The sequence below is a fragment of the Hymenobacter lapidarius genome (assembly GCF_001816145.1).
Taxonomy (GTDB): domain Bacteria; phylum Bacteroidota; class Bacteroidia; order Cytophagales; family Hymenobacteraceae; genus Hymenobacter; species Hymenobacter lapidarius.
The window spans coordinates 1-26,667 of sequence record NZ_MDZB01000117.1 but is presented as its reverse complement, the minus strand read 5'-3'; the positions used below and the strand labels follow the sequence as shown (position 1 = coordinate 26,667).

Sequence of the window (26,667 nt, the reverse complement as noted above, 5' to 3'; positions counted from 1 at the left end):
GCGGGGGCCGCGGTCGCGGCTTCCGCCACCACTGCCGCCGCTGCGACCACCGCGCTCGGGGCGGCCGCCGATTTTACCACCCAGGCCGGCAAAGCGCTTGGGGTCGAATTCCGGGGCCGGGCCCAGGCCCAGTTCTTCGGTGATATTGCGCTTTTCGAGGTCGCGCTCGATGAGCTTCTCAATCTTCACCACCCGGTCCTGGTCCTGGTCGGAAATGAAGGTGATGGCCGTGCCTTTGGTGGCGGCGCGGGCCGTGCGGCCGATGCGGTGCACATAGTCCTCGGCGGCGCGGGGAATGTCGTAGTTCACCACGTGGCTCAGGCTGTCGATGTCGATGCCGCGGCTGAGCACGTCGGTGGCCACCAGAATCGGAAACTGCTTGTTTTTGAAGGCCCGCATGATTTCCTCGCGCTCTTCCTGGGTGCGGTCGGAGCTGATGCCGCGGGCTTCGATGCCGAGCTTGTTCACGGCTTTCACGATGCCGGCTACGGCCGCTTTCTGGCTGGTGAAGAGCACCATGCTTTGCACTTCCTGGGTCTTGATGATGTGCTCGAGGATGTAAATTTTCTGGCGGTCGAAGGCCATGTACATCTGCTGGTCGATGCCGGCGGCGGGCTTGGAAACGGCGAGGCGGATTTCCTCGGGATTCTTGAGAATCTGCTGCGAGAAGTCGCGGATTTTCGTCGGCATAGTGGCCGAAAACAGCAGCGTCTGCCGGTTGGTGGGCAGCTGGCGCACGATGTTGAAGATGTCATCGCTGAAGCCCATGTCCATCATCTTATCGGCCTCGTCCAGCACCAGGTACTTGATTTGGTCAAACTTCACGTAGCCCATTTGCAGGTGCGCGATGAGGCGACCGGGCGTGGCAATGATGATGTCGGCGCCGGACGTGAGGGCACGTTTCTGCTGCTCCCAGTTCTCGGATTTACCGCCGCCGTAGATGGCAATGCTGCTGGCCTCCACGTAGTAGCCGAAGCCCATCACCTGCTCGTCAATCTGGGTGGCCAGCTCGCGGGTGGGCACCAGAATGAGGGTGGTGGTGTGGCCGTGCTTGTCGTGCGAAATCTTGTCGAGCAGCGGCAGCAGGTAGGCGGCGGTTTTGCCGGTGCCGGTCTGGGCGCAGGCAATGAGGTCTTTGCCGTCGAGGATTTTGGGAATGGCCTGCTCCTGCACGGGCGTGGCCTGCTGGTAGTTCATGGCATCAATGCCGGCCAGCAGGTCGTCATGGAGCTTAAATTCGTGAAACGTCAAGGTTCAGCTTATTGAGAATGGTAAAAGGCTGACCTTGATGCTTTGGCCAGCAAACCGCTTGATTTGGGGTAAAGATACGACGGGCAAGGGTTGGGGTCGTATGGGTGAAGAACGTCATGCAGGGCGTAGCGAAGCATCTTTACCGCTGCCAGTAATCAAGCCTGGTAGTTGGATGGCGTTGCGCTGACAAGATGCTTCGCTACGCCCTGCATGGCGTTCTTTGGCCCACCTGCTAATTCCCAGCCCATGCCCGCTCTCGACCGTTTTTCTACCCAGGCCGCAGATTACGCCCGCTACCGCATCGACTACCCGCCGGCGCTCTACCACTGGCTGCTGCCCCAGGTACGGGCCCGGGAGCGGGCCTGGGACTGCGCCACCGGCAACGGCCAAGTAGCCGCGGTATTGGCCGAAACCTTCGTGCGAGTAGACGCCACCGACCTCAGCGAGAAGCAGCTGGCGCAAGCCGCCCCGCGCCCCAACCTCCACTACCAAACCGCCACTGCCGAGCACACGCCCTTTCCCAGCCAGCACTTCGACCTCATCACCGTGGCCCAGGCCGTACATTGGTTTGCGCACGAGGCCTATCACCGGGAGGTGCGCCGTGTGGCCCGGCCGGGGGGCGTTATTGCCGAGTGGGGCTATAGCCTGCCGCAGGTAAGACCGGAAATCGACTGGATTGTCCGGCAGTTTCACGATGACACCATGGGGCCGTACTGGGATGCCAACCGCGGGCACATCGCCGACGAGTACGCGCGTATTCCGTTTCCCTTTGCGGCGGTGCAGCGGGAGCGGTTTGCCGTGCGCCGGGAGTGGTCGGCGCACTGGTTCCTGCAGTACCTGCGCACGTGGTCGAGCGTGGCCAGGTACCAGGAGCAGCACGGCGCCGATGCCGTGGCGCTCATTGCCGGGCCCCTAACCGAGCTGTGGAGCACGGGCGAGCGGGCGGTGTTATTTCCGGTCTTTGCGCGCGCGGCCGGGTAGAATAATTTTAGCAAAACAGCGTTATCAGGGCTCATTTAGCTACTTACATGGTGTTTGTCTTTACTTGGTTGCGGGCCGTGCTGCTATTTTACCGCAGCATCGCGCCGTTTATGCTGGGCATTTCGGGCCTGATACTGGCGGCGGTGCTATTGCCGGCTCTGCATGAGGGCTGGGGCGAGGGCCTGCTGCCGGGGCTGCTGCTCACCAAGCTGGCCACGGCGCCAGTGGTGTGGTACTTGTCGGAACAGTTGCGGCCCGGCCAGTATTGGTTCTATTTTAACCTGGGCGTGTCGCGCCGCCGCTTGTGGAGCGGCGTGGTGGCGCTGGATGGCCTGTTGTTTCTGGGGGGCGTACTGGCCATGCGGGCCGGCGTGGCGTGAGCCCGGCGGGCCCGCAGGTACTGGAAGCCGACGGCATTCAGGTAGCGTTTGCGGGACGGCAGGTGTTGGCCAGTATTTACCTGCGGGTGCAAACCGGCCAAATTGTGGGCTTGCTGGGCCGCAACGGCAGCGGCAAATCGGTGTTGCTGCAAACCATTTTTGGGACCCGGACCGTGGCCGATGCGTCGGTGCGGGTGAACGGCCGCCGGGTAGTGCCCGCTTTCCGCCAGCCGGGACTACTCAATTACCTGCCCCAGGAGCCGCTGTTGCCGCCTTCGCTGACGCTGCGCCAGGCCGCCCGCCTGCTGGGGGTCGATTTAGGCGCAGCCACCGCCCGTTTTCCGGAACTTCGGACCCAGTTCGATTGCCGCATCGGCGAATTATCCGGTGGTTCGGCGCGGCTGCTGCAAACCCTGCTGCTGCTGCACGCCGATACGGCTTTCTCACTGTTTGACGAACCCTTTTCCGGCGTGATGCCGGTGCACGTGGAAACCCTGGCCGACGAGATGCAGCGACTCAAGCAGCGCAAGGGCCTGCTGCTTACCGACCACCGCCACGCCGAGGTGCTGCCGCTCTGCGACGTGGTTTATTTGCTGCACCACGGCCGTTTGCTGAAGCTAGAGGGCAACGTGAAGGAGGCACTGCGGGACTACGGCTATCTGGCCCACTAGCGCGAAGGGCGTTAAAGAGGCCTTCCGCTGGTGTATTTTGCAAGCCCATGAATCAACAACTTCCCTTTGCCGGCCTTCGCGTTTTAGAACTGGCTTCCGTACTGGCGGGCCCTCAGGTGGGCCAGTTTTTTGCCGAGCTGGGCGCGGAAGTTCTGAAGATTGAAAGCCTGGCCGGGGACGTGACCCGTACCTGGAAAACCACGACCGAAACCACCGCCCCGGCCGGCGCGGCTGCTTCCGTGTCGGCCTACTTTGCGGCCTCCAACTGGGGCAAGCAGTCCGTGGTCCTCGACCTGACCACTGCGGCTGGCCGGGCCGCGCTGCACGAGTTGGCCGGCACCGCCGACATTGTTCTGGCCAGCTACAAGCCCGGCGACGCCGAAAAGCTCCAGGCCGACTACGCCACCTTAGCCGCCCGGAACCCCCGCCTGATTTATGGCCACCTCACCGGCTACGGCCCCGCCAATGCCCGGCCCGGCTACGATGCCGTTCTGCAGGCCGAAGCGGGCTTTATGCACCTCAACGCGTCCGGCCCGAACCAGCCACCCCAGAAAATGCCCGTGGCCATGGTGGACCTGCTGGCTGCCCATCAACTGAAAGAAGGGCTGCTCGTAGCCCTGCTGCAGCGGGAAAAAACGGGACGCGGCACCCTGGTTCAGGTGAGCTTGCTGGACAGTGCCCTGGCGGCGCTGGCCAATCAGGCGTCCAGCTTTCTCGTCACCGGTCACGACCCGCAGCCGCTGGGCTCAGGCCACCCCAGCATCGTGCCCTACGGCACCGTGTACCGTGCGGCCAACGGCCGCCAGCTGGTGCTGGCCGTGGGTTCCGATGGCCAGTTTCGGCACCTCTGCGCTGCCCTGGAACAGCCCGAGTGGGCCGCCGACGCCCGCTTTAGCACCAACGCCGCCCGGGTCATGCACCGCGCTGCGCTGGAAGCACTGCTCACCGCCCGCATTGCCGCCGTGAACGGCGACGAGCTCCTGGCCGAGCTGGAGCGCCGCACCGTGCCCGCCGGGGGCTGTGCGCACGGTGGGAGAGGCCCTGAAGCAGCCTTCCGCGCGGGCCATGCTGCTGCCGGGGGCGGGCGGGCTTGGCGCCGGGCTGCGCACGGTGGCTTTTGGCAGCAGCGACTGGGCTGCTGTACGCCACCTGAGCGCCCCGCCACTGCTGGGCTCGGCCGGACTGCCTGGGTTTTTGGCTCCGCCGGCTGCGGAAAGCGTAACTACCGCCGTGCTTTCCTACGTACCACCCGTAAGCTGATTGCGCCGCTGTTGTGGCAGGCCTGGGCTTGCACGGGCGACTCTGCCTTTCCTGCCCCGCTGATTTACGGGCATTATTTAACTTCTCCCATGGCTAAGTCAACCACCAAAAAAACCGCCGTTCCCGCGCTTTACACCCCCGATTCGCCGGCGCTGCCCAAGGAGCTGCCACCCGCCGTGCCCCCCCGGAAAAAGCCGGCTCGCCCAGCCAAGCCCCGCAAAACGGCGGTTGCCACTCCCAAAAAACCGGCTGCGGTACCGGAAGCCACTCACTCCGGGGCCACAGCTACCAACAACCAGCCTACGGCCGCCGCGGGCTCGCCAGTGGAGGCGCCCACCGACCGGCTCAACCAGATTTTTGACGGCCTCAAGCAGAAATCAACCGCCAAGCAAGCCATTTACCGCAACACCCAAGCGGCCTTCGATTGCCTGCGGCTGGTGTCGCAGGAGTTGGTGCTGGAACTCACCCGCCGGCTCACGCCCCTCGATTCAACCGTGTTGATTGAGTACCGGTCCATTAACGACATGGAGTTTCACATTCGGTTTTCGGGCGATTTGCTGATTTTCGTCATGCACTCCAACATCGTCACTTTCCCCGACGACTACGGTCCCATGACCAGCAAATACGTGGAAGCCGATTTCCGCCGCCGCTTCTTCGGCCACATCATGGCCTACAACTTCATGGCCGACAGTATTAAATACCAGCGCCTCAACGACCCCGGCTACCTCGTGGGCCGCCTGCTCGTCAACATCAACAGCCATTACTACCTCGAAGGCGTGCAGCAGCTGGAGCTGCCCGAAAACGACATGAGCGACAACAACATCACCCCAGAAACGATGAAGCTCTTCGTGGAAAGCGCCATGATTGCGGCCGTGAACAACGACCTTATCGCCCCGCCATTGCCCGAAATTCAGAAAATATCGGTGAAGCAGAAACTGGAAAACCAGCAGGTAAGCCGCGGCAGCAAAGTCGGCTTCAGCTTTTCGGCCGAGCAGCCTATCTGAATGATAAATGGTTAGTGGTTAATGGTTAACGAAGGAGAAAGCGCTATCACTAACCACTAAACATTACCGCCCATAACCCACTTTCTGGCGCACTTTGGCCAGCACGCCGGCTCCATACTCCTGCGCCCGCTGGGCCCCGATGGCCAGCGCCGCATCCAGTTCGGGCAGGTTGCTCATGTAGAAATCAAACCGCTCGCGCTCGGTGGCGAAACGGCGCAGAATCAACTCGTACAGCTCCTTCTTGGCGTGGCCGTAGCCGTAGCCGCCGGCCTCGTAGTTGGCGCGCATGGTGGCCGTTTCGGCGGCCGTGGCCAGCAGCGAATACAGCTTGAAGGTGGTGTCGGTCTCGGGGTTTTTAGGCGCCTCCAGCGGGGTGCTGTCCGATACAATGCTCTTGATGGTTTTCAGCAGCTCCTTTTCGGAGGCAAACACGTCGATGGTGTTGCCATAGCTCTTGCTCATCTTTTGCCCGTCGAGGCCGGGAATGGTCATGAGTTCCGCATCGACGCGGGCCTGGGGCAGCACCAGCGTGTCGCCGTAGCGGGCGTTGAAGGTGGCGGCAATGTCGCGGGCTATTTCCAGGTGCTGAATCTGGTCTTTGCCCACCGGCACAATTTCGGCGTCGTACAACAGAATATCGGCTGCCATAAGCACCGGGTACGTAAATAGGCCAGCGTTTACATCGGATAACTTGTCGGATTTGTCCTTGAACGAGTGGGCGTTGGCCAGCATCGGGTAGGGCGTGAAGCAGCTCAGGTACCACGTCAGCTCCGTTACCTGCGGCACGTCGGACTGCCGGTAAAACAGGTTTTTCTCGGTGTCGAAACCGCAGGCCAGCCAGGCAGCAGCCACGGCGTAGGTATTGGCCCGCAGCACTTCGGGCTCGCGCACGGTGGTGAGCGAGTGCATGTCGGCGATGAAATACAGCGAGTCGTTGGCCGGATTTTTCGACAGCTCGATGGCCGGAAGAATGGCGCCGAGCAGGTTGCCTAGGTGCGGGCGGCCGGTGCTTTGGATGCCGGTAAGAATGCGGGACATAGTGTGAAGCTGCTAGCTAATAGCGGTTAGCCGTTAGCTTTTTTATGAACAAGAAGAAGACAAGGGACTGAAAAGCTGAAGAAGCCAAACGCCGCCGCTGCAAATTTAGACGCTTATATCCGCCGCCGCTTCCTGCTGCAACTCGCTAGTCTCCTCCTTTCCCAAATACTTGTCAATGAGGTAATGCGCCAGGTAAAGCACCGGGGTGAGCAGCACCGCCGCCGCAAACTTGTACCAGTAGTTGGTGTTGGCCACGCTAACCACCTGGTCCATCGTCCAGTTACCAAAAACATAAAAGGCCACGTAGAGCACCACGAAAGAGTCGACCAGCTGCGAAACCAGCGTGGAGCCCGTGGCCCGCAGCCAGATATAGCGCCCGCCCGTGGCCTTGCGAATGGTTGCAAAAATGGTGGCATCGAGCACCTGTCCCACGCCAAACGCCACAATGGAACCGGTAATGATGCCCAGCCCCTGCCGGAAAATGCTCTGGTAAGCGTAGTCAATGTTAAACGGCCGACCCTGGTCGTCGGCCTTGTTCACATCCAGCCAAAAATCGGCCGGAGGCAGCTTGGTGGTGAGGTAGATAACCCCAAAGGCGAAGAGGAGGAGCACCACCGTCAGGTAGCTGATGCGCAGCACGCCCGCCTTGCCAAAATACTCGTTGATGATGTCGGTGGTCACAAACACCACCGGCCAGATGAGCACGCCTGCGGTCAGGTTGCCGGGCAAGCCCATCAGCCGGTCCGCCGAGAAAATCTTGACGCCAATAATTTCAGCCAAAAGCGAATTAACCAGGAAAATGCCGCTCAGAACAAGGTAAAGCTGCTGCTTTTTGTGGGCGTAAGGAGTCATGCCTGGAGAACGCGCCGCGTTCGGTCATTGATAAAAATGAGGGTAATTCTGTAGGAACGCGCCTTGGCGCGTTCGGCGTTTGGGTGCGTTCGCCTTGGCGCGTTCCTGCGAGGGCATCGAGCCTATCGAGGCGCGTTTTGCCGAGGCGCGTCCCTACAGGGTTACCACCAGCCCTTCGAGGGCCAGCTCGGCGGTGGGAAACACCGTTTGGGCCTCGTGCAGCAACGGCTCCAAGGCCTTGTGGCGGCTGGAGAAGTGGCCCAGCAGCAGGCGCTGCACGCCGGCCTCGGCGGCTAGCTGCGCGGCCTGGCGGGCGGTGCTGTGGTGGGTTTGGGCGGCGCGCTCCTTCATCTCTTCCAGGAAAGTGGCTTCGTGGTAGAGCAGGTCGGCCCCGCGAATGAGTGCGGCGAGGGCCGGCGTGTAAAGCGTGTCGGAGAAGAAAGCGTAGCGGCGCGGGGCGGGGGCGGGGCCAGCCACGTCGGCGTGGCGCAGGCCGGGCTGGTGCTCATCGGCTTCCAAGTCTTCGCCCTGTGCCAGGCGGGCCAGTTGCTCGGGGCGCAGGCCGCTGGGGAGCTTGTCTTTCAGCAGGTTGGCACGGCGCGGTTTTTCTTCAAAGAAGTAGCCGGCGCAGGGCACGCGGTGCCGCATGGGCAACGACGACACCGTGATTTGGGCGTCCTCGTACACCACGGCGTGAATTTCGGTGTTCACCAGCGTAAACTCCATCTCGAAGCCCAGCTGCATATTCGAAACCCGGGCCTGGGTGGTAAGTACCTCATCAAGGCCGGGTGGGCCAATGATTTGGAGCGGCTGGGTGCGGCCCTGCAGGTGCATGGTGCCCAGCAGGCCAAACAGGCCAAAGTAATGGTCGCCGTGCAGGTGCGAGATGAAAATGGCCCGCAGGTGGTGCGGCCGCACGCGGTACTCCAGCATCTGCCACTGGGTGCCCTCGCCGCAGTCAATCAGATAAGTGGCAGCGCCCACCGTGAGCACCTGCGCCGTGGGGTGGCGGGAACTCACGGGTGTGGCCGAGGCCGAGCCCAGAATCTTCAGCTCAAAAGTCAAAGCGAAATAGTTGTCAGTTGGCAGTGGTCGGTTGTCAGGCCTGGGCCGGTTGGTGCAGAAACAAAAGTTGTTGCCAGTTGCCAGCTTCAACAAACTGACAACTGACAACCAACAACTGACAACTAAAAAAATCTACTCCTTATCCGTCAGGTCGCGCTCGATGGCGTGCAGGAATACCCGGTCAATGCCTTCTTCCACCGTGGGCAGAATGTGCAGCACCGACTCCAGCTTGCTGATGGTGATGAGTTTGAGAACATGGTCCTGCAAGCCGGTGAGTACCAGCAGGCCACCCGTGGAATTGCACAGGCGGTTGGCAATAAGAATGGAGCTAAGGCCCGACGAATCCGTGTATTTAACGTTCGTCAGGTCGAGAATGAGGTTGTTAATGCCTTCGGCGTTCAGCTTCACAAATTCCGATTTGAGGTCGGGCGCAACAGTGGTGTCGAGCTTCTTTTCCTCTATGGTAATTATCGTGTAGCTTTCTTTTTTATCAATCGTGTACTTCATACAGCGTAGGCAAAGAGGGGTAAGAGAACGGCGAAGGTAAAGAAAAAACCCAAAATCTGGGGTTAAGCCGGCTAACGTTTCGTGGAGAACTTAGACGCTGCCGCCGGAGGTCCGGCAAAAGTCAGCGATGCCCATGTTGATTGCCAGTCGGCCCGTTCGCGCAGCTTGGCCGGCGCCACCGTCATGTCGACGGCCGCCAGCAGGTAGGGGCCTGGTCCGGATAGACGTAACAGGATACGGCCGTTTTGGTTGGCGCGCGTGGTAAAATGAGTCGTTGGCAAGCCGTTGGGCTGGCGCTGCCATATCTGTACTGCTGCTCCGGAAGCGGGTTTACCCCCGCGCAACACGCGCACAGTCAGGGACTTGTCGGCCAGCAGGCGGTAGGGGTTTTGCTCGGGTACCAGCTCCAGCGGCAGTCCATATACTTGCCGCCAGGCGGTGTCGGCCGCCGCTGGCGTGCTGGCCGCGGTGCCCACCTGCACCAGGGTTTTGGCGCAGCGGCGGTACGTCTCGCGGCCGGGTTTGGCCGTTTCGTCGTTTTCCTGCCGCACTTTCAGGGCGTAGTCCAGGCCTTCTTCGCGCAGGTAGGCGGTGAACTTGTCGCCGGGCATCTCGATGAATGAGTTGGTGCTTTGCAGCAGCACGACGTGGGTGCCGGGCCGCGCGAAAGTCAGGGCCGTACGAAAGGTGTCGGTGGGGGCAAAGCCGGGTGGTGGCGTCAGGTCAGTGGTGTCGCCGGCGGTGGGGCCGAAGCGCACGAGGCGCTGGATTTTGCCGGCCTTGGTGGTCCAGGGCTCCCCCTTAAAATTTTCTCCCACGAAGGTATGGATGTGCATGGTCTGGCCCGGCTGCAGGCGGAAGCGCGGGGATTCCAGCCAGCATTCGTGGGCCGTAGCCGTTAGCCCTGCGAGCCCTAGTAAGGCCACAAGGGCCGGGTATTTCTTATTCATGAGCGAACAGTAAGCAGTTAGTGCAGTGAGCGGCAGCGTAAGTTATTGCAGTTTCGCGTAGAAACGGCACAAGGCAGTGCTACTGCCGCTCCATCGCCAGGGCATAGGCCCGGTCGTAGTGCACGCGCAGGTTTTTCCAGTCGAAGAGCTCAGCGGAGCTTTCCACAGCGTTGCGCTGCATAATCCGTTCGCGGCGGTTGAGCAGCACGAAGTCCCAGAGCATGTTGGTGAGCTCCTCGGCCGATTCGTCGAAGGATTTTTCCTGGCGGTGCACCACAAAAATGCCTTTCGACTCGGGGTCGGGAATGGTTTGGAGCACGTAGTCGCCAAACCCAGACAGGTCGGACGTGATGGCGGGTACGCCGCGGGCCACGCATTCGAGCGGGGTGTAGCCCCAGGGCTCGTAGTAGGAGGGGAACACGCCCATGTGGCAGCCGCGCACAAACTGGCCGTACTCCATGCCCAGCAGCGGGGACGAGGGCGACACAAAATCGGGATGGTACACCATTTTCACCCGGTCGTGCTGGTGGTTCAGCAAGTTAGCCCGGCGCATAAAGGCCAGGATGTCATCGTCTTGGTCGTTCACCAGGTTGTGGGTGATGACCGGCGGCAGGGCGTTGGTTTTCCAGCTTTGCAGGGTGCGGCGGTAGCGCAGCTTCCAGTAGTCGTCCACCATCGCGCCCAGCTCGGGCAGCTTGTGGTCCTGGCTGGCGGCGGCGGCGTAGAACAGCCGCTCGCCCACCTGCTGCTCAATAGCGCGGCAGGTTTCCTGCACCTCATCGAGCATGGCCCGGCGCTCCAGCACCTGCGGGTTGATGCTGGTGAAGGGGCGCTTGGTGATGAAAAACATCACCACGTTGCCTTCCAGCCCGCTCTGCTGCAGGCGGTGGTTAAGGCGGGCCAGGGCCTCCAGGGTCAGGTCGAAGCCTTTGTTGTGGTACTCGTAGCGGCCCGAGGTGAAGAGGTACAGCGTCTTGTCCAGGTCAAAAGAATACGACTGGAAAAAGTGGGCCATCACGAATTCGTGAATCTTGGCCTTGTACTGCTGGTGCAGGTTCTGGAACTCGTGCAGGGCCACAAACCGCTCAATGTTGAGGCCGTTGGGCAGCACCGCGTCCGGAATCCTATCCAATAAATAGATGCACTCGCGCACCGTGAGCTCGCTCACCGTCGTGAACACGTGGCTGCCGTGGGCAGCGGCGCGCTCCATGCGCACGGCGGGCTCGATGTTGAATTTTTTGGCCTCGGCTTCCCAATTCACCCACATCAGATGGTCGTAGAAGTTGGGGTCGTTCATGGCCAGGTAGCGGCCCAGTAGCGTGGCGTGGGTAGTAAAGAGCAGGTGCACGGGCACTTGTAGCCGGCGTAGCTCCGGAATGCTCACGCCGGTCATCCACTCGTGGAAGTGGCCCACCAGGCGCTTGGCGGGCGGCATCTGCGCCGCCAAGTGCTGGAAGAAAATGGTGCTCAGGTGCCCAAAGGCAATTACCTGGTGCAGCAGGTCGTCGGTGTCAGGGGCGGGAATGCCGTGGCGCTGCCGCAGGTTCGACTTTAGCTCGCCCAACTGGTCGTAGGCCTGAAACGGGTTGATGAGCACCGTGCGGGGCCGGCCCGTGACCAGCCAGGTGCCCAACTGCACGTCGTAGCCCTGGGTGCGCATGGTGCGCACGGCGGCGGCATACGGGTCGGAGGCGGTGTGCAGCTCCAGCTCTTCCATGGCCTCGAATTCGCCCTGGGCCTGGTTGGCGAAGTACGGCCCCAGCAGGCAGTAACGGTCGCCCCAGGCGGGCACGGTGGCCGGTACCTTGCTGCGAATAACCGTGTAGATGCCGCCCACCTGGTTGCAGACTTCCCACGCTACTTCAACCAGAAAAGCGTCGGGAAAGAGGGCATCGGGGGCAGCGGGCGGGGTTTGCATGTGAACGGGAGCGAAAGTGGCAAAGGATGAACGCGGCGAAAGGTAAGCGGATTGGCGTTGGGATGCCACCTAAAAACCGGTTTTATAGTAGTGGAATCCACATTAGTCGTACGATGAACGCAGAACTTCGCTGCAAAACCGCCATTATCGGCCGCTCAACTTACTGTTTCCCTGCCCTCAATGGCTGATTCCACCAACCTGCTTCACCTCGAACACCCCATTCTGCCCCTGCTAATGCAGCGCCGCAGCCCCCGCGCCTACACCCCGCAGCCGGTGCTGGCCGATGTGCTCCACCAGGTGTTTGCGGCGGCCTCGTCGGCGGCGTCCTGCTACAGCGAGCAACCCTGGCGCTACCTCGTGGGCAGCCGGGCCATCAGCCCAGAGGCTTACAATAAAATCCTGGAGAGCATAGGCGAATTCAACTAGGTGTGGGCCAAAAGCGCGCCCGTACTAGCCGTAAGTATTGCCATGCTCACTTTCTCGCATGACGAAAACGCCAACGCCTGGGCCCGGCACGACGTGGGCCAGGCCACCGCCACGCTGGCTATTCAAGCCACCGAGCTGGGCCTGCAAGTGCGCCAGATAAGCGGTTTCTCGCCCGAGAAAGTGCGCGCCGCCTTCGATATGACGGTCGGCTACGACCCGGTGGCCGTGTTTGCGCTGGGCTACCCCGGCGACCCCGCCACCCTGCCCGACGACCTGCACGCCAAAGAAGTAGCTCCCCGCGTGCGCAAGCCGTTGGCAGAATTCATGTTTGAGGGCAAATAGCCCACGCTGGAAGACGAGCGCTACGATGTAGCGCCGGCGTAGCCTGCAGCCACGCGAACCAGGGCCACTAAGGGCAGGTTGATGACCAGCAGCAGCACCGAGAGCGGCAGCTTAAACGCCGAGGCCAGCAGCATGGAAACCCCAGTTACGCCGCCATCGATGAAGTTATTCGACAGCAAAAAGGACTTGAGGCCGAACGTTGCCGAAAAAACGACACCACAATAAAAAGCGCGTTTTTGAATTCGGAATTGGGACGGTTAATCGCGGAAGCAACTGGATACAAGCGGAAACGGGGTTGGTGCAGGTTACACTTAAAAAAATAGGAGCTTGCTCGGGAAATAATCACCCGAACAAGCTCCTTTCAAGCAATAAACAGCAGCGGAGAAGTGGAAAGCCAGCCTCTAGCCGTCCTGCGATAAAATCAGCACCGCATACGGGGCCAGTCCAATGCTGCCGTGCCAGGCGTAGCCGTCGCAGTCGCCCGCTGTAGCATCCATGCCAAAGCTGTCGAAATCCCCAAAATCGCCGTCGTAGCCGCGCCAGTCGCTGTTGAAGCGCACCCGCCAGTGGCCGGGGCCGGGCAGGCCAATGCGGTAGGCCTCGTGGGCTTGGTTGGCGAAGTTGGCCAGCACCACGGTGGTGTTGCCGGGGCCGCCGTCGGCATCGGCCCAGCGGGCGAAGGCCACCAGTTTGGTGTCGTCGTTGACGTGGAAGACGTGGGTGTGCTGCCCGCCCAGGCCCCGCGTGTGGCCGTGGAAATTGCGGCGCAGGCCAATGAGGTCGCGGTAGAGGTGCACCAGGCCGGCCCGCGTTTCCACGTCGGCCCACACCAGCGGCTCGGCGTCGTTGAACTCGCCGAGGGCCAGGAACTCCTGGCCCTGAAACAGCATCGGGATGCCCGGCGCCGTGAGCACGAGCGCCGCCCCAAGCACGGTGCGTTTCTTCGAAAAGTAACCGTCGGCGTCGTCGGGCATGATTTCCTCGGCCACGCGGCTTTTGCCGTTGGCTACTTCATCGTGGCTTTCGGTGTAGATAACGCGCCGGAACGCGTCGTCGTTGTACGACTCCGAGATGGCGTCCGCCACTGCCTGCATGTTGCGGTCGGCATCGTGGTAGGCCGTGAGGGCCTCCACCACGGGGTACACAAACGAGCTGTCCCACTGCGAGTCGAAGCCCTGGCCGCCGTTGGCCACGCTGGCGGTGATGCCGGGGTTGCCGCGCATGTCTTCGGCGATGGTGATTTTCCAGGGCATGGTCTGGTCGATTTCCTCGTTTATCCAGCGCATCAGGCCCCAACCTTCGGGCAGGTCGTGGTCGGGGTGCTCCTCGCCGTGCACGTTGCGGATGAAGGCAATAGCATCGGCCCGCAGGCCGTCTACGCGGTAGTCCTGCAACCACATCAGGGCGTTGTCGCGAATGTACTGGCGCACCTCGGGGCGGCTGAAATCGGGGCGGTTGTCGCCCCAGGGCGTTTCGGCCCGCCAGTCGTTGTAGAAGTAAATGCCGCCGCCGTCGTTCTCCTGCCAGCCGTCGAACTGCCAGAGGTCAAGGTCGCCGGGGCCGAAGTGGTTGTACACCACATCCAGCACCACCGCAATGCCGTGCTGGTGGGCCTGCTTCACCATTTTCTTGAAGGCCACGGGCCCGCCGTAGTCGCTTTCCAGGGCAAACGGGCAGGCGGGGTTGTAGCCCCAGGAGCGGCTGCCCGGAAATTCGGTGGCCGGCAGCAGTTCAATGCAGTTGATGCCGAGGTCGCGCAGGTAAGGCAGCTTCTCGGCCACGCTTAGAAAGGTGCCCACCGCGTCGGCATCGGGCGCGTTGAAAGTGCCCACGTGCAGCTCGTATATCACCAGCTCGTTCCAGGCGGGCATTTGAAAATGGTCGTCGCCCCAGTCAAAGTGCGGGTTGTGCACCACGGAAGAGCCGGCCGAGTTGGTCACCTGCCGGGCGTAGGGGTCGTTGCGGTCAAATTCCTGTTCGCCGTTGGTGATGTGGTACTTGTACTCGGCGCCCGGCTGCACGCCGGGCACATCCAGGGCCCAGTACCCGTCGGCTTCGTGTTGCAGCGGGTGCTGGGTGGCATTCCACTCATTGAAAGTGCCGATGATACTGACAGCATCGGCGTGAGGCGCCCACACCCGGAACGTGGTGCCCGTGGCGTGGGGCACCGCGCCCATGCCGGGCCGCGCGGCAGACGGGGAAGCGGGTGTAGTGGCGGCGGAAGGGGCAGGCACGGCCTTGGCGCGTGCCTTGGGAGCAGGAGTGGAAGCGGGAGGCATTCGAAAGGATGAGCCAGCGGCACGCACAAGCGCAAATGCGGTTGTTGGCGAGCAGCAGGTAGCCCCACAATACGAAACCGTGGGCCCGATGGACAAAAGCGCGGATAATTTCGCCCCAACCCACTCAGAAACAGGTCCCGGAACTGGGCACTACGGTTTCGCCTTTTTTTTGTCGACTTTCGGGCATGAATGCTGCCATTCCCCCTTCCAATACCGAGGAGCCCACGGCCCTGGTTCGCCGGCGCCACACCCGGCGACAGTTTGCCAAAACGCTGGGCTACCTGGGGCCGGCGCTGGTGCTGGTGGGTGGGGTGGCGCCGGTGCTGGCGGGCAACGAGCCGCTTACCGTGCTCCGGGCCGTGGAGCTGCTGGTGGGCGCGGCGTATCTGGTGCTGATGCTGCGCAAAATCTGGCAGCTGCGCCTCAACCCGTTTCACCAGAGCACGGTGGCGTGGCTGGAACTGGCCGCAGCGGCCATTCTGGCCATTGAGAGCTACCACCTCTGGCACCGCTACCACGAAGCCGAGCTGGCCGGCGCGCCGCCCCAGTTGCCCGTGTTGCCGTGGCTGTACGCCGCCGTGGCCGGCGTGTACGTGGTGCTGGCTTTCCGCATGCGGCAGCTGGCCACGCGGCAGGTTGTGCACCTACACGCCGAGGGCTTTGCCGTGCGCATGGGCCAGGCCGGCCAGGCGCACAACCTGCGCTGGGCCGACATTGCCACCGTGGAAGCGGCCGGTGCCACCAGCGTGCTCGTGCGCCGCACCAACGGCCAGGAGCACCGAATCGCATTCGACGGCCTGCCCGATGGCCAAGCCCACCGCGACCGCCTGCTGGCCCACCTGCGCAAATCAATGAACGGCTAGCGGAGAAGGTTGCTAGCACTACCAGAACGTCATGCTGAGCTTGCCGAAGCATCTCGCGTGCAATACTAAAATTGATTAGTTGCGCGGTAGAGATGCTTCGGCAAGCTCAGCATGACGTTCTAAAAAGCTTTAATGGATGAGCGTTAGCGGTTAACAGGCTCTTGGCATTTTTGGCAATAAAATTCGGCGCTGGCGTGAGCAATTTGCGCCCCGAAGATGTTCAGTGCTCACTGCTACCCGTTACCCGATAAAGAATGCGTCGTCCCAAACCTGTAATTTTTGGTCTCTACGGCTGGTCGCCCGATTATGGCTTCCGGTACATCCACCCCGCCAACCGCCGCTCGTTTGAGCTGCTGGAACCGGTGGGCAAGCTGTTTGAGAAAATCAGCGAAGACGAGGAAGGCGATTGGGTCACGATTCGCTACGACGAGCAGCAGTTTCTGGTGAAGCCGGAGCTATTCAAGGAAATCTACCACAAGCCCGCGTTTAGCTTCGGCGACTCGGTGGAGGAGGTAACGCCCGCCCCCGGCGAGTACCGCCACTTCGGGCTGGTCTCGGACGTGTTCTGGGACGAAAGCACCGACACTGCTACCTTCCAGATTGTGGAGCGCAAGCGCAAGCTGCCGCGGGTGTTCAAAGCCGCCGAGCTGCGGGCCGACTAACTATATCCAACTGATAAATTGCACGTCATGCTGAGCTTGCCGAAGCATCTCTACTGCAATAATAATTAAATTACTTGCGCGGTAGAGATGCTTCGGCAAGCTCAGCATGACGTTTGGTTGGCACTCAACTTTCACGCCGCCTCAAATGCCCAGCCAGATGGCGCCTACCACACCGGCCACGCCCAGGGCCAGCAGCAGCGCGTAGAGCGGCCACACAAACTTCAGCCACTGGTCGAAGCGGACGCCGCAAATGGCGAGCATGGCCAGCAGGGCGCCGTTGGTGGGGGTGATGAGCTCGCACAGGCCGGCGGCGTACTGAAAAGCCAGTACCACCACCTGGCGCGACATGCCAATCAAATCGGCCAGTGGCGCAAAGAGCGGCATGGTGAGCGTGGCCTGCCCGCTCACACTAGGTATCGGCAGGTGCAGGGCGGTCTGCACCACCATCATGCCCAGGGCTGAGAACGTGACCGGCAGATTGGCCAGCGGCGCCGACATGCCCTGCACAATGGTGTCCACGATGTGACCCTGCTCCAGTACCACGAAAATGGCGCGGGCAAAGCCAATGAGCAGCGCCGAAAAAGCAATGTCGCGGAAGCCCGTCACAAAGCCCTCGGCCGTGCCCGACAGCCCCAAGCCGCCCAGTAGGCCCGCCCCCACGCCCAACGCGAAAAACAGCGCGCCCATCTGGTCAAAATCCCAGCCCAGGGCCACCACGCCGTAGCCAAAAAAGGAGAACATCACCAGCAGGAGCAGCAGCACCAGGCCGTGGCGCTGGCCTGCCGGGGCGTCCACGGCCTGGCCAGCGTCCTCGGCCAGGGCGCTGGGGACCACGCGGTGGCGAATGGCGTGGCGCATGGTGCCCGCAATCCAGAGGGCCACGGCCGGCACGAGCAGCGCCATGCGATAGCCCCCGCCCGATAGCAGCGGCAGCTGCGCCAGCTTCTGGGCAATGCCCACCTGAAAGGGGTTGATGGGGCTGAAAGCCGCGCCCACAATGGCCGCCCCGATACTGGCCGCCACCGCCGTGATGACGGGGTAGCCCAGCCGGCGCATGAGCACGAGCAGCACTGGCACCAAAGGCACAATTTCTTCCCCCATGTTCTCCAGGGCGCCATGGTGGCAAAGAGCAGGCTCACCACCGGAATCACCAGCACCTCGCGGCCGTGGGCGCGGGCCAGCAGCCAGTCCACGCCGTGGCGCAGGGCGCCGGTCTGGTCGAGCACCGTGAACGCGCCCCCGGCCAGGAAGATGAGGAAGATGACACCCGCGGCGTCGGCCATGCCTTTGGGGATGTCCACGAGCATGTCGAGCGGGCCCACGGGCGTGGCGGGCACGCGCTGGTAGGAGCCCGGTACCACTACCTCACGGCCGGTGGCTTCGTTCTTTTGGCGGGCAAACTGGCCGGCCGGCAGCACGTAGCTCAGCGCGGCGGCCAACATGATAAAACCCACCAGTAGGACCAATGGGTGCGGAAATCGGAAGCTGTTCATGGCACAAAGAAGGGCTACGGGAACTTAGCGCAACGGGTGCGGGGGTTAACTTGCCGGGCCGGGGAGGTGGCCTGTTCGCGGCCCGGCCGCACCACCCGTTGTTTCCAAGCCCTCCGGTTCTCCCATGACCATCACCGACTTCAAAGCCCTGCACCAGCGCCGGCAGGCCGAGCATCTGGCCCGGCACGGCCACTGGCTGGCCGCACGCCAGGAAGACAGCTTCGACCTGACGTTGTACGCCGTGGAGGGCTTCTACGCGGAAACCTGGCGGAGCCGCGGCGAGGCGGATATTCTCTTCATCCACGTGTTTCAAAAGCCGGCCGGCCTGGGCGACTACCTCCGGCTGGTGCAACTGCCCGGCAACCTGTGAGGTCCTTGCGCCGCCCCGGCTACACCGTTTGGGGGTGCGTTGCTAGTCGAACTGCTTGATGAGGATTTTAAGATTGATGTTCCTGCTGGTTGCACTGGCGGGGCCGGCCGTGGCCCAAACCGTGTCTCGCCCACGCACTCCCGAGGAGTTGGGCTACCGGCATATGGTGGTGATGTACGGGCGCGATAGCGTCAACGTGCTGGTGCTTTCGCAGCCCGGCGAGGAGAAACAGAAGAAGCCGCTGCTTTTCTGGGTGCAGGGCTCATTGCCGACGCCCCTGGTGCTGTACGACCGCCAAGGCGCCTTTCCGGTGTTTCCTTTTCACCCCAAAGCCGTACTCAAAAACTGCCACTTGGTCATCGTGAGCAAGCCTGGTATTCCGCTTATGGCCGATGTGGAGGGCCGCGACGCCAATCAGATGTTTGGCCGAACTGCCCCGCCGCCGTATTACTGCGCCCGCAACTACTTGGACTATTTTGTGCAGCGCGACGTGGCCCTGCTGCGCTACTTCAAAAAGCAGCCGTGGGTAGATAAATCGCACGTAGTGGCGGCGGGCCACTCGCAGGGCAGCACGATAGTGGCCCACTTGGCCGCCGTGCCGGGCTTGGTAAGTCATGCCGTGTACTTGAGCGGCAACCCGCTGGGCCAGCTCATGTCGATGCTGGACGAGAGCCGGCAGAGGGAAGACTCGGTGGCGGCCGTTGCCACCTTCCGGCGCTGGCAAACCGCAGTTACTCACCCCGCCCTCGCCGACTGCGTGGGCGATGACCCGCGCAGCCTGTTCGGCTTCGGGGCGGCCCCGCTGCCGGTGCTGCTGCGTGCCCAGGTGCCCGTGTTTGTGGGCTATGGCACCCGCGACCACGGCGTGGCCGGCGACGACTTCCTGCGACTGGAGTGCATCCGCCTGCACAAAACCAACTTTACGTTCCGCGAATACACCGGCCGCGAGCACAACTTCTTCGGTTTCAAAGGCGGCCAAATCAATTACGACGACTTTTACTGGGACGCCGTAGGCGACGAGTTTCTGCGCTGGGCCGGGCTACTGCCCAAAATCAAGTAGTGAAACGGCTATATTGAATTTTGCCGACCTTGGTCCGCATGAAACGATTCCTGCCGCTGGCCTTCGCCCTGCTCAAATTCGTGTCGGGCTACTTCCTCATCAGCTCCGCCTACGAGCTGCAGCGCGACGAATACCTCTACCTCAATCAGGGCCAGCACCTGGCCTGGGGCTACCTGGAAGTGCCGCCGCTCATTGCCGCGCAGGGCTGGGTGAGCCTGCAGTTGGGCGGGGCCGAAGGATGGGTGAAGTTCTGGCCCTTCCTTTGGGGCGCGGCCACCATGTACCTGGTGGTGCGGCTGGCCGGGCGGCTGGGCGGCGGCTGGTTTGCCCAAACCCTGGCGGGCGTTTGCTACCTGTGCACGGCGTTTGCGCGGCTGAATTTGCTGTTTCAACCCAATTCGTTTGAGGTGTTTGGCTTTGTGGCGTGCCTGTACGGGCTGGTGCGCTACCTGCAGGAGGAGCGGGCCCGCTACCTGTACCTGATAGGATTGGGGCTGGGGCTGGGTTTGCTGAACAAGTACACCACGCTGTTTTTTATTACGGCGCTGGGCGGGGCGCTGCTGCTCACGCCCGCCCGCCGGCTGCTGCGCAACCCGCACTTCTGGGGCGCCGCGGGCGTGGCGCTGCTGGTGTGGCTGCCCAACCTGGTGTGGCAAATCAGCCACGGCGTCCCCTTTCTGCACCACATGGCGCTGCTCAAGCAAACCCAGCTGGTGCACGTGGAGGCCGCCGATTTTTGGAAGGCCCAGCTGCTGATGTGCTTCCCGGCCCTGCTGGTGTGGGGACCGGGGCTGCTGGCGCTGCTGCTGGCGCGGGCGTTCCGGCCGTACCGGGCCGTGGGGCTGGTGGTGGTGCTGGGCGTGGGCTTGCTGGCTGCGCTGCACGGCAAAGACTATTACGCCCTGGGCTACTACCCGGTGCTGTTTGCGTTTGGGGCCGTGTGGTGGGCCGAGCGGCTGGTGCGCTTCCGGTGGCGGGCGCTGGCGCAGCCGCTGCTGCTGGCCGTGCCCTTGGGCCTGCACCTCGCCTACCTGCCATTGGCCTGCCCGCTGCGCAGCCCGGCCGCCATGGCGGCCCTGCGCCCGCGCTACGAGCACCTGGGGGCCTACCGCTGGGAAGACGGCCAGAACCACGCCCTGCCCCAGGACTACGCCGACATGCTGGGCTGGCGCGAACTGGCCGACAAAACCTGGGCCGCCTATCAAACCCTGCCCGATTCGGTGCGCGCCCACACCCTCATTCATTGCGCCAACTACGGCCAGGCCAGCGCCATCAATTATTACAACCGGCACCGCGCCTTGCCCCCGGCCAGCAGCCTCAACGGGAGCTTCTTGTTCTGGTTTCCGCCCCTGAGCCAGTGCCGCGCCCTCATCCTCGTCGACGACGAGCCCGACGATGAGCTGGCCCCGCATTTTGCCGCCTACCGCTGCTCAGGCACCGTCACGGACCCGTATGCCCGGGAGCGGGGCACGCACATCACCATCGGCCTCCAGCCCGACGGGTTTATAAAAAAACTCGTGCGCCAGGAGTGGCGCAACGCCCTGCGCCAATGGCAGAGAAACGCCCGCGCCACGGAATAGTCCTGCAAAATCAGTAGCCGACTATGTTGCTATATAGACTGCTATGATTGTATTTAATAGATACTTAATACTTTTTTATCCGTAGTTTTATGGAGGGCTATTCGTGCTGCGTAGTAGGATTATTATAAGAGAGGTTTTATTGTTATGTTTATTCGTCAATTAATATACCGCAGCACCGCCACCCAGCCGCTGGCCGATGAGGAAATGCAGGAATTAATCGTTCAGTCGCGCGTTCGCAACGCCGCGCGGGCCATCACCAGCTTCCTCTACTGCGCCGGCCAGCATTATTTGCACGTTCTCGAAGGCGAGCACCAGGCCGTAGAGCAGCTGCACACCCGACTCCGTCAGGACGCCCGCCACGCCAACCTGGTGACCCTAATGGACGAAACCGGAACCAAACGCCTGTTTCCCAGCCTGAGCATGGGCAGCAGCGACCTGACTTCGGCGGCTCTCGCCCGGCTGGCTGGTTACCTCGACCCCAAGCACCGCTCGGCCCTGCTGCCCAATTCCTGTGATTCTCAGGAAGTGATTATGGATTTGCTGCACGAATTCGTGGCCGAGCACAGCCCGCCCATCCGGCCCTGCCCGGAGGGCTAGCGTCCCCCGGCCCACTACCGCACGGCCGGGTCGTCAACGAACTGAAACCGCCGCACCGACTCCCACGGCCCGCCGCGGTAGGCCCACAAATGCAGCCCCGTGCCCACAGCGCAAAACGGGGCGAAATCCGCCTGCAAATCGGTGAGCAGCTGCCGGGCCACGGCCGGGTCTACCTTGTTTTGAACGGTGATGTGGGGCTGCAGCTTCTGCTGGTCCTGCGGCGTGAGGTGGGCCGCAAACCGCTGCTGCAGCTGCCGGTGCAGCGCCAGCAGCTCCGGGTGCTGCAGCGTGAACGCCACGCCCCGGCCCAATGACCGCAGCCCCGACACCTGCAGCGGCAGCGGCTCCATCTCCTGGCAGCAGGCTTCCAGCTCCCGGCACACGGCGGCCAGCTCCGCGCCGGGCAAGTGGTGAAACAGGGTGAGGTGGGCCGCCAGGTAGTTGATTTTGGGCGGGAAGTGCTGGCGCCGGAGGGCGTTAAAATAAGTATGAGCGGCGTCATCCAGGGTCAGGGTGAGGACGAGCGGAGCAGCAGCAAAGTCAGACATGAAGCGGGGCGAAGGCGAAGCACATGGGCGTACGCAAAATGACAAGTTTTAGTTAAGATTATTTGTGTTAATTGTCTGATAATGAATGAATATTGCTAAGGTAAATTCGACTATAAAACCCTGTCGGAAGGACTTAATTTGCCAGTGAAAATGTTGGGTAGGTATCCGTCACCAATTTGATTGTATGCTCACTGCCGGCTCCCTCGTTTCCATTTCCGATACCCTGCTTACCGACCAGCCCGCCCCGGCATCGGTCCCGCGTACCCACTCGGCCAAGCTCTGGCTGCCGCAGCGCGTAGTGTTCACCCCCGATGCGCTGGACGAGGAATTCGGCCAGCAAATCCTAGCCCGCGTATCGGCCCAGAACCTGGAAGTGGAGCTGCTGAAAAGCAACCGCCTCACCGGCCTGCGCCAGGGCGACGACGTGCGCGCCACCTACCGCACCGCCAAAAACACCCTGGCCATTGTGAAAGCCCCCGCCGGGGCCCTGCGCCTGCAGCCCACGCCGCCCTCCGCCCACTGGCAGCTCAACCTGGCCGAAGGCTGTCCCGCGCACTGCCAGTACTGCTACCTGGCCGCAGCCTCAGCGGCCCACCCGTGGTGAAAGCCTTCGCCAACTTGCCCCAGCTGCTGGCCAACACCGCCACCTACGAGCAGCCCGGCCGCGTTACCAGCTTCGAGGCCAGCTGCTACACCGATGTGCTGGGCATTGAGCACCTCACCGGCAGCCTGGCCGAGGCCGTGCGCCATTTCGGCACCCGGGAAGGGGCCCAGCTGCGCTTCGTGAGTAAGTACGACCACGTGGGCGCGCTCCTGCACCTGCCGCACCACGGCCGCACCCGCGCCCGTTTCTCGCTGAATGCCGAGTCCGTGGTGCGGCGCCTGGAGGGCGGCACGGCCTCGGTGGAAGCCCGCATTCAGGCCATGCGTCGGCTGGCCTTGCCGGTGGCCCAGGGCGGGGGCGGCTACCCCGTGGGTGTGGTGCTGGCCCCCATTATGCCCATTCCCGACTGGCAGCACCACTACGCCGACCTGCTCGACCGCCTGCAAGCAGCCTTCGATTTTGACTGCGACCTGACCGTGGAGTTCATCACCCACCGCTTCACGCCCGGCTCCAAAGACGTGCTGCTGCAGTGGTACCCCAACACCAGCCTCGACCTGGAAGAGGAAGGCCGCGCTGTAAAGCGCAATAAGTTTGGCGGCCTGAAATACGTGTACCAGCCCGAGCAGATGAAGGCCATGAAGGCCTGGTTCTACGCGGAGTGGCAGCGCCGCTTCCCCCACGCCCCAGTGCAGTATTGGACGTAGTCTCTCTGTCATGCTGAGCTTGCGAAGTGTCCTGTCAGGATAGAACCGGTCATTCAGCGGTGAGAGGATGCATCCTTCGTCAGCACAGCAGCTGACACGGAACATAACCGCACCAAGTGCCTTATCCCAAGGCTCACCGCAAGCCAGCAAGCCTTCTACATTTGCGGCGTGCCTCCCTACTCCCTCGTCATCCAACACGCTGCCCAGGTCCTCACCATGGCCGGCGGGCCCACCGACCGCCCACTGGCAGGCCCGGAACTAAGCAATTGGACCATTATTGAGCACGGCTACGTGGCCTGCGAGGGCGACACTATTATAGCCGTGGGACCCATGAGCGAGCTGAACCCCGCGCACATTGGCCCCGAAACCAGGGTTATAGACGCTACCGGCCGCGTGGCGATGCCCGGCTTAGTGGAGTGCCACACCCACCTGGTATTCGGCGGCAACCGCGCCGATGAGTTTGAGCGCAAGCTGGGCGGCGAGTCCTACCTCGATATTCTGGCCGGCGGCGGGGGCATTCTCAGCACCGTGCGCGCCACCCGCGCCGCCTCCGAAGCCGACTTGCTGGCCAATGCCCTGCACCACCTGGCCGGTTTCTGCCGCTACGGCGTGACTACGCTGGAAGCCAAAAGCGGCTACGGCCTCGACCACGCCACCGAATTGCGGCTGGTGCGGGTGGCCCGGGAGGCGGGACGGCAGCAGCCGGTGCGAGTGGTGCCCACTTTTCTGGGTGCCCACGTGGTGCCGCCCGAGTTCAAAGCCGCCGGCCCGCGGGCCTACGTCGATTTCCTGCTGCGCGAAGTGCTGTCGGACCTGAAAGGGGAGGCCGCTTTCGTGGATATTTTCTGTGAGGAGGGGGCTTTTCCACTTGCTATTTCGCGCTATTACCTGGAGCAGGCCCACAAAATGGGCTTCGGCTTGAAGATTCATGCCGAGCAGCTGCACGACCTGGGCGGCTGCGAGATGGCCGCCGAGTTGGGCGCCACCAGCATCGACCACTGCGACTACCTCACGCCCGCCGCCGCCGCCCGCATTGCCGCCCACACCAGCGGCCGCACCGTGGCCGTGCTGCTGCCGCTGGTGCCCCTGTTTCTGCGGCAGGACAAGTACGCCGCCGGCCGCGAGTTTATCGAGGCCGGCCTGCCGGTGGCCCTGAGCACGGATTTCAATCCCGGCTCCTGCCCGAGCAAAAACCTGTGGCTGGCCCAGTCCATCGCCTGCCTGAAAATGGGTTTTACGCCCAAAGAAGCCGTGGCCGCCGCCACCCTCAACGCCGCCTGGGCCATTGCGCAGCAGCACGACTGCGGCAGCCTCGAACCCGGCAAGCGCGCCGACATCCTGGTGCTCAGCGTGGGCAGCGTAGCCGAAATCCCGTATTGGCTGGGCGAAAATCCCGTGCGGGACGTGTTCATCGGCGGCGAGCTGGTGTGAAGAGGCTCCCGAAATAGTCTACGGATGATGCCGGACAGTAGCGCGAAGCGGTGCTTCGAGGCCAGTACAGCAATTTGGTAAGTGGCTGGCGCAATTTAAACAGGCAATACATTTAGTGTAATTGCCTGCAAATGAGCTAACAGCTAAAAAATCAACAAAGTATTAACGCAACTCGTACGACACCCCAAATAGGGCGCCGGCGCCCCACAGGTAGCGCGGCGTGAGGCCGGATACCGGTTTTGGCAGTGAGGTGAGAAAATAGGTGGCGTTGGGCTGGACCAGAATTTCGAGGCGCGGCCCCACCCGGTAGTGCAGGTCCAGCCCGGCCGTAACCGACAGACTGAGCGGGCGATACGGACTATTACTCTTGGATGCAGAAGAGGCCGAGCGGGTGGTGCTGCCGCCCAGGTACACGGCCGCGTCGGTCCCGGCCAGCAGGCCGTAGCGGAGGCGCTTGCTGGCCTGCCCCAGGGCATAGCTCACGCGCAGGGGCACGGTGGCAAAACGGTAGGTGTCGCGCTGGCTGAGGTTGAACTCCCGCGAGGCCAGCCTGGGGCCGTTCGGTGCGGAATAAATTGTGTAGGTAATCGGCCCGGAGTAGTCGGTTTGCGTGGCGTACTCTTGGTAGCCCAGGCCCGCGCTCACGCCCCACCGGCCGCTCAGCATGCGGCTTGCCTGCACTTGCAGGCCAAACCCGGTGCTGCTTTGTTCCTTCTTGGCCAGGGCGTTGGCAATGATGTTGCCACTGACAAAATTGGCTGCAGCGGTGGGCACGTTCCGGGTGGCCACAGGTTCCAAATTGGCGCCTCCGCCCAGCGTTCGGAAGGTTTGCGCCGGGCCGCCCAGCAGCTGCATTGCCCAGCGCCGGGCCACCACCACCGGTACAGCGGGCATCGTATCGGCACTAAGCTGGGCGGTGGGCAGCGGAAATCCCGCCAGCGACAGGGCTGGAGCGCGCCGCAGCATGTCGCCCACCGTGGCGGTGCTCAGCGTGCTGCCAGCGGAGGCTGGCGCGCGCTCATTTGTGCCAGCTTGCGGGCTACCTGCCAACGACTGCGATGCATTTCCATCTGCCACTGCAGCGGGAAGCCCAGCCAACGCAGCTGCGGGCAAAGCCGGAGAAGAATCACCGGCCGCCAGCGCCTCGGCAGGAGCAAAAGGCGGCCTTGCAGATTTGCCCACTTCTGGAGCAGTTTCCTGGCGTATGGCCACCTTCTCAGCATTACTACCCGCTGCCCCAACGGCCTGCATGTTGGCCTGAGCACCTGAAAAAGGAGTAGTCGGCGCGGCATAAGCTGCACCAGAGCGGCCCGCCCCTAAAGCACCTGGCCTAACTGCGGACAGGCGCCGACTACGGGCAGTAGCGGCCGAGGGATTCACAAATGCAACGTCTTTATTCTTTTGGAAAGCAGGAACTGAGTTTTCAGCTGCAGCAAATTCAGTGGCTTGGGCCACGGCAGCCGTGCCAGTCGAAGCCCGGGCTGCGGGGCTGTTTGGTTCGGACCCAGCTGCACTAACCAATTCAGCCGCTGCCTGCTGGGGCACTGAAGCCGTAGCTGCGGCGCTGTTTTCGCTTCGCTTGCCAGTCGTTGCCACTTGCCCGGTGCCGGCGGCCGACTGGCCCGGACCACCGCGCGGCCCTTCACCACGTCGGCATCGTCGGCCGGAATGCCCTGGCTTGTAGGATTTGGCTAATTGAGCCGACTACGGACGCTGTTACTTCATCTAATGCCGCGTCGAGCTTAAAGGGAGGTTTCATGGCAGTTGGATGGAGAAGCGGAGGCGGCGTTTAACTACGCGGATAATAAATTGTGCTGCGGGCTCAGTCGGC

Annotated in this window: 23 protein-coding genes and 3 pseudogenes; 13 read left to right on the top strand and 13 right to left on the bottom strand. The window is 62.6% G+C overall.

What is annotated here, in order from left to right:
• A partial coding sequence (locus tag BEN47_RS12865) for a DEAD/DEAH box helicase (RefSeq protein ID WP_083322398.1) occupies positions 1 to 1,251 on the bottom strand: 1,251 nt, incomplete at its 3' end.
• 246 nt (positions 1,252 to 1,497) lie between these two features.
• Between BEN47_RS12865 and BEN47_RS12860 the strand changes: the two genes are divergently transcribed.
• The 4 genes from BEN47_RS12860 to BEN47_RS21795 are packed head-to-tail and all read left to right on the top strand — an operon-like array spanning position 1,498 to position 5,547.
• Complete coding sequence (locus BEN47_RS12860) at positions 1,498 to 2,232, top strand: class I SAM-dependent methyltransferase (RefSeq protein WP_070728808.1); 735 nt, start codon at positions 1,498 to 1,500, stop codon at positions 2,230 to 2,232.
• Positions 2,233 to 2,279: 47 nt separating this feature from the next.
• Positions 2,280 to 2,612, top strand: a complete 333-nt coding sequence (locus tag BEN47_RS12855) for a hypothetical protein (protein WP_070728807.1) — start codon at positions 2,280 to 2,282, stop codon at positions 2,610 to 2,612.
• Positions 2,609 to 3,283, top strand: a complete 675-nt coding sequence (locus tag BEN47_RS12850) for an ATP-binding cassette domain-containing protein (RefSeq protein ID WP_070728806.1) — start codon at positions 2,609 to 2,611, stop codon at positions 3,281 to 3,283. The genes BEN47_RS12855 and BEN47_RS12850 overlap by 4 nt, the downstream gene beginning before the upstream one ends.
• A gap of 47 nt (positions 3,284 to 3,330) precedes the next feature.
• Positions 3,331 to 5,547 carry a CaiB/BaiF CoA transferase family protein gene (locus tag BEN47_RS21795; protein WP_204378322.1) on the top strand — a complete coding sequence of 739 codons (2,217 nt, stop codon included), beginning with the start codon at positions 3,331 to 3,333 and terminating at the stop codon, positions 5,545 to 5,547.
• Between the two features lie 63 nt (positions 5,548 to 5,610).
• Here BEN47_RS21795 and trpS read toward each other — a convergent pair whose 3' ends face one another.
• The 6 genes from trpS to BEN47_RS12815 all read right to left on the bottom strand — a co-directional run bounded on the left by trpS (position 5,611) and on the right by BEN47_RS12815 (position 11,877).
• Positions 5,611 to 6,585, bottom strand: coding sequence for a tryptophan--tRNA ligase (trpS, locus tag BEN47_RS12840; RefSeq protein WP_070728805.1), 975 nt, complete (start codon positions 6,583 to 6,585; stop codon positions 5,611 to 5,613).
• Between the two features lie 105 nt (positions 6,586 to 6,690).
• Positions 6,691 to 7,437, bottom strand: a complete 747-nt coding sequence (locus BEN47_RS12835; RefSeq protein ID WP_070728804.1) for a queuosine precursor transporter — start codon at positions 7,435 to 7,437, stop codon at positions 6,691 to 6,693.
• 153 nt (positions 7,438 to 7,590) lie between these two features.
• Positions 7,591 to 8,502: a ribonuclease Z gene (locus tag BEN47_RS12830; protein WP_070728803.1), complete on the bottom strand. Its 912-nt coding sequence runs from the start codon at positions 8,500 to 8,502 to the stop codon at positions 7,591 to 7,593.
• A gap of 132 nt (positions 8,503 to 8,634) precedes the next feature.
• A complete protein-coding gene (locus tag BEN47_RS12825) occupies positions 8,635 to 9,009 on the bottom strand; it encodes an STAS domain-containing protein (protein ID WP_046246220.1) in 375 nt (124 codons plus the stop codon).
• Positions 9,010 to 9,080: 71 nt separating this feature from the next.
• Positions 9,081 to 9,959, bottom strand: a complete 879-nt coding sequence (locus tag BEN47_RS12820) for a DUF4198 domain-containing protein (RefSeq protein ID WP_070728802.1) — start codon at positions 9,957 to 9,959, stop codon at positions 9,081 to 9,083.
• A gap of 79 nt (positions 9,960 to 10,038) precedes the next feature.
• Complete coding sequence (locus BEN47_RS12815) at positions 10,039 to 11,877, bottom strand: glycosyltransferase (RefSeq protein WP_070728801.1); 1,839 nt, start codon at positions 11,875 to 11,877, stop codon at positions 10,039 to 10,041.
• Positions 11,878 to 12,057: 180 nt separating this feature from the next.
• Here BEN47_RS12815 and BEN47_RS22175 point away from each other — a divergent pair.
• A pseudogene (locus BEN47_RS22175) lies at positions 12,058 to 12,645 on the top strand (nitroreductase family protein).
• 20 nt (positions 12,646 to 12,665) lie between these two features.
• Here BEN47_RS22175 and BEN47_RS20370 read toward each other — a convergent pair.
• Together BEN47_RS20370 and BEN47_RS12805 are read right to left on the bottom strand one after the other, a co-directional pair.
• A complete protein-coding gene (locus BEN47_RS20370) occupies positions 12,666 to 12,887 on the bottom strand; it encodes a YitT family protein (protein WP_083322394.1) in 222 nt (73 codons plus the stop codon).
• 159 nt (positions 12,888 to 13,046) lie between these two features.
• Entirely contained in the window at positions 13,047 to 14,924 is a 1,878-nt protein-coding gene (locus tag BEN47_RS12805) for an alpha-amylase family glycosyl hydrolase (protein WP_239691596.1), read from the bottom strand.
• A 185-nt stretch (positions 14,925 to 15,109) separates the two neighbouring features.
• On the opposite strand from BEN47_RS12805, the gene BEN47_RS12800 reads away from it, so the two are divergent.
• The gene (locus BEN47_RS12800; protein WP_070728799.1) at positions 15,110 to 15,787 is read left to right on the top strand and encodes a hypothetical protein; all 678 of its coding nucleotides are present in this window, start codon (positions 15,110 to 15,112) and stop codon (positions 15,785 to 15,787) included.
• 254 nt (positions 15,788 to 16,041) lie between these two features.
• Positions 16,042 to 16,449, top strand: a complete 408-nt coding sequence (locus BEN47_RS12795) for a DUF6960 family protein (RefSeq protein ID WP_070728798.1) — start codon at positions 16,042 to 16,044, stop codon at positions 16,447 to 16,449.
• Between the two features lie 141 nt (positions 16,450 to 16,590).
• On the opposite strand, the gene BEN47_RS12790 is transcribed toward BEN47_RS12795, so the two are convergent.
• Both BEN47_RS12790 and BEN47_RS22895 read right to left on the bottom strand, forming a co-directional pair.
• The gene (locus BEN47_RS12790) at positions 16,591 to 17,559 is read right to left on the bottom strand and encodes a YfcC family protein (protein WP_369073818.1); all 969 of its coding nucleotides are present in this window, start codon (positions 17,557 to 17,559) and stop codon (positions 16,591 to 16,593) included.
• A 20-nt stretch (positions 17,560 to 17,579) separates the two neighbouring features.
• Positions 17,580 to 17,942 (bottom strand): annotated as a pseudogene (locus BEN47_RS22895) (YfcC family protein); the annotation flags it as partial.
• Between the two features lie 124 nt (positions 17,943 to 18,066).
• Between BEN47_RS22895 and BEN47_RS12785 the strand changes: the two are divergent.
• The 4 genes from BEN47_RS12785 to BEN47_RS12770 all read left to right on the top strand — a co-directional run bounded on the left by BEN47_RS12785 (position 18,067) and on the right by BEN47_RS12770 (position 21,549).
• On the top strand, positions 18,067 to 18,312 hold the full coding sequence (locus tag BEN47_RS12785) for a hypothetical protein (RefSeq protein ID WP_070728797.1): 246 nt from the start codon (positions 18,067 to 18,069) through the stop codon (positions 18,310 to 18,312).
• A 76-nt stretch (positions 18,313 to 18,388) separates the two neighbouring features.
• A complete protein-coding gene (locus tag BEN47_RS12780) occupies positions 18,389 to 19,372 on the top strand; it encodes a dienelactone hydrolase family protein (protein WP_070728796.1) in 984 nt (327 codons plus the stop codon).
• Positions 19,373 to 19,410: 38 nt separating this feature from the next.
• Complete coding sequence (locus tag BEN47_RS12775) at positions 19,411 to 20,952, top strand: glycosyltransferase family 39 protein (RefSeq protein ID WP_070728795.1); 1,542 nt, start codon at positions 19,411 to 19,413, stop codon at positions 20,950 to 20,952.
• 144 nt (positions 20,953 to 21,096) lie between these two features.
• Complete coding sequence (locus BEN47_RS12770) at positions 21,097 to 21,549, top strand: BLUF domain-containing protein (protein ID WP_070728794.1); 453 nt, start codon at positions 21,097 to 21,099, stop codon at positions 21,547 to 21,549.
• A 14-nt stretch (positions 21,550 to 21,563) separates the two neighbouring features.
• On the opposite strand, the gene BEN47_RS12765 is transcribed toward BEN47_RS12770, so the two are convergent.
• Positions 21,564 to 22,097 carry a 2'-5' RNA ligase family protein gene (locus tag BEN47_RS12765; RefSeq protein ID WP_070728793.1) on the bottom strand — a complete coding sequence of 178 codons (534 nt, stop codon included), beginning with the start codon at positions 22,095 to 22,097 and terminating at the stop codon, positions 21,564 to 21,566.
• A gap of 184 nt (positions 22,098 to 22,281) precedes the next feature.
• On the opposite strand from BEN47_RS12765, the pseudogene BEN47_RS22890 reads away from it, so the two are divergent.
• Positions 22,282 to 23,405: pseudogene (locus BEN47_RS22890) on the top strand (spore photoproduct lyase family protein).
• A gap of 168 nt (positions 23,406 to 23,573) precedes the next feature.
• Positions 23,574 to 24,836, top strand: a complete 1,263-nt coding sequence (gene hutI / locus BEN47_RS12755; protein ID WP_125921658.1) for an imidazolonepropionase — start codon at positions 23,574 to 23,576, stop codon at positions 24,834 to 24,836.
• Between the two features lie 162 nt (positions 24,837 to 24,998).
• Here hutI and BEN47_RS12750 read toward each other — a convergent pair whose 3' ends face one another.
• Positions 24,999 to 25,913, bottom strand: coding sequence for an outer membrane beta-barrel protein (locus tag BEN47_RS12750; RefSeq protein ID WP_158011002.1), 915 nt, complete (start codon positions 25,911 to 25,913; stop codon positions 24,999 to 25,001).
• Positions 25,914 to 26,667: the final 754 nt, after the last annotated feature.

Coding starts and splice junctions, on each gene's coding strand:
- BEN47_RS12860 (WP_070728808.1), top strand. CDS start 1,498: ATGCCCGCTCTCGACCGTTTTTCTACCCAGGCCGCAGATTACGCCCGC.
- BEN47_RS12855 (WP_070728807.1), top strand. CDS start 2,280: ATGGTGTTTGTCTTTACTTGGTTGCGGGCCGTGCTGCTATTTTACCGC.
- BEN47_RS21795 (WP_204378322.1), top strand. CDS start 3,331: ATGAATCAACAACTTCCCTTTGCCGGCCTTCGCGTTTTAGAACTGGCT.
- trpS (WP_070728805.1), bottom strand. CDS start 6,585: ATGTCCCGCATTCTTACCGGCATCCAAAGCACCGGCCGCCCGCACCTA.
- BEN47_RS12835 (WP_070728804.1), bottom strand. CDS start 7,437: ATGACTCCTTACGCCCACAAAAAGCAGCAGCTTTACCTTGTTCTGAGC.
- BEN47_RS12825 (WP_046246220.1), bottom strand. CDS start 9,009: ATGAAGTACACGATTGATAAAAAAGAAAGCTACACGATAATTACCATA.
- BEN47_RS12820 (WP_070728802.1), bottom strand. CDS start 9,959: ATGAATAAGAAATACCCGGCCCTTGTGGCCTTACTAGGGCTCGCAGGG.
- BEN47_RS12815 (WP_070728801.1), bottom strand. CDS start 11,877: ATGCAAACCCCGCCCGCTGCCCCCGATGCCCTCTTTCCCGACGCTTTT.
- BEN47_RS12805 (WP_239691596.1), bottom strand. CDS start 14,924: ATGCCTCCCGCTTCCACTCCTGCTCCCAAGGCACGCGCCAAGGCCGTG.
- BEN47_RS12800 (WP_070728799.1), top strand. CDS start 15,110: ATGAATGCTGCCATTCCCCCTTCCAATACCGAGGAGCCCACGGCCCTG.
- BEN47_RS12795 (WP_070728798.1), top strand. CDS start 16,042: ATGCGTCGTCCCAAACCTGTAATTTTTGGTCTCTACGGCTGGTCGCCC.
- BEN47_RS12785 (WP_070728797.1), top strand. CDS start 18,067: ATGACCATCACCGACTTCAAAGCCCTGCACCAGCGCCGGCAGGCCGAG.
- BEN47_RS12780 (WP_070728796.1), top strand. CDS start 18,389: ATGTTCCTGCTGGTTGCACTGGCGGGGCCGGCCGTGGCCCAAACCGTG.
- BEN47_RS12775 (WP_070728795.1), top strand. CDS start 19,411: ATGAAACGATTCCTGCCGCTGGCCTTCGCCCTGCTCAAATTCGTGTCG.
- BEN47_RS12770 (WP_070728794.1), top strand. CDS start 21,097: ATGTTTATTCGTCAATTAATATACCGCAGCACCGCCACCCAGCCGCTG.
- BEN47_RS12765 (WP_070728793.1), bottom strand. CDS start 22,097: ATGTCTGACTTTGCTGCTGCTCCGCTCGTCCTCACCCTGACCCTGGAT.